Origin of the sequence: Streptomyces sp. MH60, assembly GCF_002939385.1 — a bacterium.
Taxonomy (GTDB): domain Bacteria; phylum Actinomycetota; class Actinomycetes; order Streptomycetales; family Streptomycetaceae; genus Streptomyces.
The window spans coordinates 1-7,198 of the sequence record NZ_MULI01000145.1 but is presented as its reverse complement, the minus strand read 5'-3'; the positions used below and the strand labels follow the sequence as shown (position 1 = coordinate 7,198).

The 7,198-nt window shown below is 75.1% G+C and carries 6 protein-coding genes; 5 read left to right on the top strand and 1 reads right to left on the bottom strand.

What is annotated here, in order from left to right:
* Window positions 1-96: 96 nt before the first annotated feature.
* Entirely contained in the window at window positions 97-2,337 is a 2,241-nt protein-coding gene (locus tag BZZ08_RS37780) for an RNA degradosome polyphosphate kinase (RefSeq protein WP_198601937.1), read from the bottom strand.
* A 253-nt stretch (window positions 2,338-2,590) separates the two neighbouring features.
* On the opposite strand from BZZ08_RS37780, the gene BZZ08_RS37775 reads away from it, so the two are divergent.
* From BZZ08_RS37775 to BZZ08_RS37755, 5 genes are all read left to right on the top strand, one after another.
* Window positions 2,591-3,133, top strand: a complete 543-nt coding sequence (locus BZZ08_RS37775) for an RNA polymerase sigma factor (protein ID WP_104636653.1) — start codon at window positions 2,591-2,593, stop codon at window positions 3,131-3,133.
* Window positions 3,130-3,999 carry a hypothetical protein gene (locus BZZ08_RS37770; protein ID WP_104636652.1) on the top strand — a complete coding sequence of 290 codons (870 nt, stop codon included), beginning with the start codon at window positions 3,130-3,132 and terminating at the stop codon, window positions 3,997-3,999. The genes BZZ08_RS37775 and BZZ08_RS37770 overlap by 4 nt, the downstream gene beginning before the upstream one ends.
* Window positions 4,000-4,086: 87 nt before the next feature.
* Window positions 4,087-4,965, top strand: a complete 879-nt coding sequence (locus tag BZZ08_RS37765) for an ABC transporter ATP-binding protein (RefSeq protein WP_104636651.1) — start codon at window positions 4,087-4,089, stop codon at window positions 4,963-4,965.
* A complete protein-coding gene (locus BZZ08_RS37760) occupies window positions 4,962-6,482 on the top strand; it encodes an ABC transporter permease (protein ID WP_104636650.1) in 1,521 nt (506 codons plus the stop codon). The genes BZZ08_RS37765 and BZZ08_RS37760 overlap by 4 nt, the downstream gene beginning before the upstream one ends.
* Window positions 6,470-7,198, top strand: a 729-nt coding sequence (locus BZZ08_RS37755) for a hypothetical protein (protein ID WP_241965664.1), incomplete at its 3' end; no start/stop codon positions are given. The genes BZZ08_RS37760 and BZZ08_RS37755, both read left to right, overlap by 13 nt.

Sequence of the window (7,198 nt, the reverse complement as noted above, 5' to 3'; positions counted from 1 at the left end):
GTGCCCGCGCCGGGCTGCGGAGCCGCACCGGCCTCCCCGCGCGCGGCCGCGGTCGCGGGTGGCGGCGGCGGGGCGGTCGCCGTGGGTTGTGTCGGGTCAAGGTGTCGCTGTGCCACGCCGGCGCCTCCGGGCGTCTATGAGCATCTCCTGGACGTTGCGCAGGGGCTGGCCGTCCGCGTCGGTCGCGTGCCGGGTCCACTCGCCGTCCGCGCCGAGGTGCCAGGAGGCGGTGGTGTCGGACATGCCGTTGTCGAGGAGCCGGTTCAGGGCCGCCCGGTGGGCCGGGTCGGTGACCCGGACCAGGGCCTCTATCCGGCGGTCGAGGTTGCGGTGCATCATGTCGGCGCTGCCGAGCCACACCTCGGGCTCCCCGCCGTTGCCGAAGGCGAAGACCCGCGAGTGCTCCAGGAAGCGGCCGAGGACGGAGCGGACCCGGATGTTCTCCGACAGGCCCGGCACCCCCGGGCGCAGCGCGCAGATGCCGCGCACCCACACGTCGACCGGCACTCCGGCCTGGGACGCCCGGTAGCAGGCGTCGATCACCGCCTCGTCGACCATCGAGTTGACCTTGATGCGGACGTGGGCGGGACGGCCGGCCCGGTGGTGCTGGATCTCCTTGTGGATCCGGGAGACGAGGCCGTCGCGCAGCGACTTGGGCGCGACGAGCAGCCGGCGGTAGGTCTCGCGCCGGGAGTAGCCGGAGAGGCGGTTGAACAGGTCGGAGAGGTCCGCGCCGACCTGCGGGTCCGAGGTGAGCAGGCCCAGGTCCTCGTAGAGGCGGGCGGTCTTCGGGTGGTAGTTGCCGGTGCCGACGTGGCTGTAGCGGCGCAGCGTCTCGCCCTCCTGCCGTACGACCAGGGAGAGCTTGCAGTGGGTCTTCAGGCCCACCAGGCCGTAGACGACGTGGCAGCCGGCCTCCTCCAGCTTGCGGGCCCACTTGATGTTGGCGGACTCGTCGAAGCGGGCCTTGATCTCGACCAGGACGAGGACCTGCTTGCCGGACTCGGCCGCCTCGATGAGGGCGTCGACTATGGGGGAGTCGCCGGACGTCCGGTACAGCGTCTGCTTGATCGCCAGGACGTCGGGGTCGGTGGCGGCCTGCTCCAGGAACGCCTGCACGGAGGTGGAGAAGGAGTCGTACGGGTGGTGCAGCAGGACGTCCTTGGTGCGCAGGGCGGCGAAGATGTCCGGCGCGGACGCCGACTCGACCTCGGCCAGGTCGCGGTGGGTGCCGGCGACGAACTTCGGGTACTTCAGCTCGGGCCGGTCCAGGCTGTGGATGCGGAAGAGGCCGGTGAGGTCCAGCGGGCCGGGGAGCGGGTAGACCTCCGCCTCGCCGATCTTCAGCTCGCGCACGAGGAGGTCCAGGACCTCGCGGTCGACCGACTCCTCGACCTCCAGGCGCACCGGCGGGCCCAGGCGCCGCCGCATCAGCTCCTTCTCCAGGGCCTGGAGCAGGTTCTCCGCGTCGTCCTCCTCCACCTCCAGGTCCTCGTTGCGGGTGAGGCGGAAGGTGTGGTGCTCCAGCACCTCCATGCCCGGGAACAGCTCCTCCAGGTGGGCGGCGATGACGTCCTCGACGGGGACGTAACGGCCCGGGGAGGCCTCCAGGAAGCGGGAGAGCAGCGGCGGGACCTTGACGCGGGCGAAGTGGCGGTGGCCCGTGACGGGGTTGCGGACGACGACCGCGAGGTTGAGGGAGAGGCCCGAGATGTACGGGAAGGGGTGGGCCGGGTCGACCGCGAGGGGGGTGAGGACCGGGAAGATCCGGTGCCGGAAGAGGGTGAACAGGCGGGCCTGCTCCTTCTCGGCCAGCTCGTTCCAGCGGACCAGGTGGATGCCCTCCTCGGCGAGCGCCGGGGCGACGTCCTCGTGGAAGCAGGCGGCGTGCCGGGCCATCAGCTCGCGGGAGCGGGCCCAGATCATGTCCAGGACCTCGCGGGGCTGGAGGCCGGAGGCGGAGCGGGTGGCGACGCCGGTCGCGATGCGGCGCTTGAGGCCGGCGACGCGGACCATGAAGAACTCGTCCAGGTTGCTGGCGAAGATCGCGAGGAAGTTGGCCCGCTCCAGGAGGGGCGTGTTCGGGTCCTCGGCGAGTTCGAGCACGCGTTCGTTGAACGCGAGCCAGCTGCGCTCGCGGTCCAGGAACCGGCCCTGCGGGAGGCGGGCACCGCCGTCCTGGGACTCCTCCGACTCCTCGTACGCGTCGAGGTCGGCGTCGATGTCCGGCTCCAGACCGGAGACCGTGGCGGCCACGGTGTCCGGGCGGTGCGCCGCGATGGAGCCCACGGAGGGCTGCGTGTGCTGGACCTCTGCCTGGGTGTTCGGCTGCCTCATGAACCCATTCTTCCGCGCCGCGCGCGAGTCAGGCGCGTCGGAGGGCCCGGAGGGCCCGGAAGGGAGCGGCTCGGTCGGCTTCATTCGGCGAGCCTCGCAAGGCTGTCTGAATCGATGGTTACGGGGACATGACGTGCGGGATAGCGGCGGGCCTCCGAAAGGTCGCCGGGAAACCGGGAAAGGGGACGGGAAGGCGGCGGCACTCCTCTGAGATCGTGTGAACCGATCGGCCGGGCTCGTGCGATGAGGAGACGTGAGCGAAACGAGAAGCGACGGGGAGCTGCTGCGGGCCGTCGCGGCCGATGCCGACCGCCGGGCCTTCGAGGAGCTGTACCGCCGGTACGCGCCCTGGCTGACCGCCCGCATGCGCGGGCGCTGCGCCGACCCCGCCGTGGTCGACGACGTCGTGCAGGAGACCTTCCTCGCGGTGTGGCGCGGCAGCGCCCGCTACCGGGAGGAGGGGGACGTGGCCGGGTGGCTGTGGCGGATCGGGTCGCGGCGGCTGATCGACGTGCTGCGCGGCGACGGCGCGCGCGGACGGCTGCGGCAGGCGCTGGCGCGGCTGCGGCACCGGGACGAGGTCTCGGCGGAGGAGCGCGTCCTCGCCGGGGTCGAGCACGGGGACCTGGCCGGCGCGCTGGTCAGGCTCTCGCCGGAGCTGCGCGCGGTGCTCCAGGCCACCGTCGTCGACGGGCTGACCACCCGTGAGGCGGCCGTCCTGCTCGGCATCCCGCCGGGCACGGTCAAGACGCGGGCGATGCGGGCCCGCCGGCAGCTGCGGGAGGCGCTGGCATGAGGAACGAGGACAGCGGCCGCCGGGGCGGGGACGCCTGGCACGTGGACGAGGACGACCTGCGGGCCTACGCACGCGGGGAACTGGCCGCCCCCCTGCTCTGGTCCGCCGACACCCACCTGACCGCCTGCGCCGCCTGCCGGGGCGTCCTCGCCGAGGTGAGCGACGCCGCCGCGCTGGACGCGGGCTGGGAACGGCTGGACGCCGAGCTGGACGCGCCCCGGCCGGGCCGGCTGGAACGGCTGCTGACGCGGTGCGGGGCGGGCGACGCCACGGCGCGGCTGCTCGCGGCCACCCCCGTACTGCGCCGGTCCTGGTTCGGCGCGCTCGCCGCCGTACTGCTCACGACCTTCCCGGTGGCCCTCGCGGCCGGTGCGGCCGGCCGGCCCACCCTGTTCCTGGCCTTCGCCCCCCTGCTGCCGCTGGCCTCGGTGGCGCTCGCCTACGGGCCCGTGCTCGACCCCACGTACGAGATGGCCGTCGTCTCGCCGATGCACGGCTTCCGGCTGCTGATGATCCGTACGGTCGCCGTGCTCGTGGTGGCGCTCGGGGTGGGCGGCCTGGCCAGTCTCGCGCTGCCCGGGTTCGGGCCGGCCGCCCTGGCCTGGCTGCTGCCCGGGCTCGCCCTGACCGCGACGGGGCTCGCGCTGGCACCCCGGCTGGGTCCGGTCCTCGCGCCGTCCCTGCTCGCGGGTGCCTGGGCGGCCGTGCTGCTGGCCGCCGACGCGGCGCGCGCGTCCGCGGACGGTCCGCTGGCGCCGTTCACGGCGGCCGGGCAGGGCGTGTCCGGGCTGGTGGCGGCGCTGGGCGCGGGGCTGCTGTTCCTGCTCCGCGACCGGTTCGACGTCTCGGGCCGCGGCCTCGCGTGAGCGGCGCCCGCTCCTCCCCCTCCTCTCCTTTCTCCCCTCTGTCCTCTCCCTCTTCTTCCTGATCACTTTCACGTACGGGAGTGCCGTATGACCCCCACCGTTTCCGCCTCCGGGCTGCGCCTGCACTACGGGCGCACCCACGCCCTCGACGACGTGTCGCTGCGGCTGACCCCGGGCGTCACCGGGCTGCTCGGGCCCAACGGCGCCGGGAAGACCACGCTGCTGCGCGTGCTCGCCACCGCCGTGCCCGCCGACCGGGGCGCCTTCACCGTGCTCGGGCACGACCCCGGGACCTCGCGCGGCCGGCAGGAGGTGCGGCGGCGGCTCGGCTACCTGCCGCAGACGCCCGGCTTCCACCCGGACTTCACCGCCTTCGAGTTCGTCGACTACGTGGCGATCCTGAAGGAGCTGACGGACCGCCGGGAACGCCACCGCGAGGTGCGGCGCGTACTGGAGGAGGTCGACCTCGGGGACGTGCGCGGACGCCGGATCAAGAAGCTGTCCGGCGGCATGCGGCAGCGGGTCGCGCTCGCCGCCGCGCTGGTGGGCGACCCGGGATTCCTGGTGCTGGACGAGCCGACCGTCGGTCTCGACCCCGAGCAGCGGATGCGGTTCCGGGAGCTGATCGCCGGGGCCGGGGAGGGGCGGACCGTGCTGCTGTCCACCCACCAGACCGAGGACGTGGCGATGCTCTGCCACCGCGTGATCGTCATGGCGGCCGGGACGGTGCGGTTCGAGGGGACCCCGGCCGAGCTGACCGCGCGGGCCGCCGGGCGGGTGTGGAACAGCGCGGAGAAGGACCCCGGCGCGAAGGCCGGGTGGCGCACCGGGACGGGCTCCTTCCGGAACGTGGGCGACCCGCCCCCCGGAGCGGAACCGGCCGAACCCACCCTGGAGGACGGCTACCTGCTCGTCCTCGACGACGCCGGCACGACCGGTACGACCGGCGAGGAGGCGGCCGCGTGAGCACCGTACTGACCGAGGAGTCCGCGCCCGTGCGGGCGCCGCTCCAGGACCGGGGAGCGCGGGCCGTGCTCGCCCTCGCCCGGTTCGAGGCACGCAGGCTGCTGCTGAGCGTTCCCGTCGTCATCGCCTTCGTGGCGTACGTCGCCTGGATCGTCTGGCGCACGCGGGAGTCCTGGGACGGCTACCCCGCCCTCCAGGAGGCCGACCAGGCCACCCAGTCCACGCCGATGCTCGTCGGCCTCGCCGTCCTGCTGGGCGCCGCCCGCGCGGTCGTGCGCTCCGAACGCCACGGCACCGAGCACCACTTCTCGGTCCTGGTCCTGCGGCCCTGGCGGCGTACGGCCGCCCACGCGCTGTCCGTCGTACCGGCCGCCCTGCTCACCGCCGTGTGCGTGGCCGGTCAGTTCGGCTGGGAGGCGCTCAAGCCGGGTGCGATCGGGCACGGTTCGCCGGCCGAACTGGCGGTGGGGCCGCTGACGGTGCTGGCGTTCGGGGCGCTCGGGGTGCTGCTCGGCCGGCTGACCATGTCGGCCTTCGCCGCGCCGCTGCTGGTGGTCGTGCTGCTGTTCGTGTTCGTCCTCGGGACCTCGTCGAGCGAGGTGAGCGGGCTGTCCTGGCTGGCACCGGTGGTCGCCGAGACCGGTCCCGACGCCCTGCCCTCCGACCTCCTCGGACGCCCCGCCGCCTGGCACGCCCTGTACCTCGCGGGCGTGGCCCTGTGCCTCGCCTTCCTGGCACTGGCCGCCGCCGGCGGGCGCACCGCGGCCGTCCGTACGGGACTCGTCCTGAGCCTCGCGGCGGCGGTCACCGGCGGGGTGCTCCAGGCCCGCGGCGTGACGCCGTCGCCGGAGCTGACCGCGGCCCGCGAGCGCGCCTCGGCGCACCCGGACCTGACCTGCGCCGAGCACGGCCGGTCCCGGTACTGCGCCCTCCCCGAGTGGGCGCCGCGCACCGGCACCTGGGCCGGGGTCGTGGACCGGGTCCAGGCCGTGGCCGGCGGCTCCGCGCACGACCGGCCCCTCGTCGTACGGCAGCGGATCGACGCCCGCTACGGTCCGGGGACCGACACCGCGATCCCCGCGTCGACCGAACCGCACCGGGTCACCGTCGGCACCGCCTGGGGCGGCAACCGGGTTCCCGAGTTCTCCAGCGCCGTCGCCGCCGTCCTCGTCGCCGGCACGGAGGCGGCCGGGAGCGAGCTGTGCGACGGGCGGATGGTCACCGTCATGTGGCTCTCCTTGAGCTGGCAGGACGACCCGATGAACGCGCTGCGCCGGGTCCGCCTCGACGACAGCGTGACGGGCTCCGCGATCGTCCTGTCGCCCACCAATCCGCTGTCCATGACGGAGGGCCAGACCGACGTCGTACGCCGCCTGCTGGAGAACCCGCCCGCCGGTGTCGGAGCACGGGTGAAGGAGCACTGGGCCGAACTGACCGCCCCGGGCGTCACGACCGCCCGGGTCGCCGACCTGCTCGGTGTGGCCGGGCCGGGGAAGGCCGACTCGTGCGAGGAGTGACGGCGGCCCGAGCGGCGGTGCCGGTGGACCTGGTCGGCCCGCTGTGGCGCACGCTCCCGTGGCGGGCACTGGCGGCGGCGGGAGCGCTGGGCCTGCTGGTCGCCGCCATCCCCCTCGCGACCGGCGCCGAACCGGCGCCCTGGCAGACGCTGATGCTGCTGCGCGGCAGCGCCCTGATCGGTGCGCTCGGCCTGGCCTTCCTGCTGGACGACCCCGCCCGCCACCTCACCGCGCCGGTGCCGACCCGGAGGCTCGTCCGGCAGGCGCTGCGGGTGGCGCTGGTCGCGCCGTTCGCCGCGCTGTGGTGGGCGGCCGTACTGCTCCTGACCCCCTCGGCGTCCCGGCCCCCGGCCGGCGGGGTCACCCTGGAGGCGCTGGCGGTGGGCGCCCTGGCCCTCGCGGCCGCGGCCCTGGCCGTACGGCTGACGGACGAGGCGCGGCCGGGGCCGTTCGTCGCGGCGGCCCTGCTGCTCGCGGCCGTCCTCGTGCCCCTGCTCGCGCCGGAGGACTGGGCGCTGTTCGTCCAGGCCGACGACGCGCGCTGGTCCGCCGGGCACGACCGGTGGGCGGTGCTGGCGGTGGCCGTGGCAGCGGCGGGGGGGGGGGGCGGGGCGGGGGCGCCGGGGCGCCGGGGCGGGGGGCGGGGGGGGGGGGGGGCGGCGGGGCGGGCCCCGGGGGGCACCGCTCCCGGGGGGAGAACAAGGCCGGGTCGTGGG

What these genes read in the sequence shown, in the direction of transcription:
- BZZ08_RS37780 (WP_198601937.1), bottom strand. Translation starts at nt 2,337, where the DNA reads ATGAGGCAGCCGAACACCCAGGCAGAGGTCCAGCACACGCAGCCCTCC.
- BZZ08_RS37770 (WP_104636652.1), top strand. Translation starts at nt 3,130, where the DNA reads ATGAGGAACGAGGACAGCGGCCGCCGGGGCGGGGACGCCTGGCACGTG.
- BZZ08_RS37765 (WP_104636651.1), top strand. Translation starts at nt 4,087, where the DNA reads ATGACCCCCACCGTTTCCGCCTCCGGGCTGCGCCTGCACTACGGGCGC.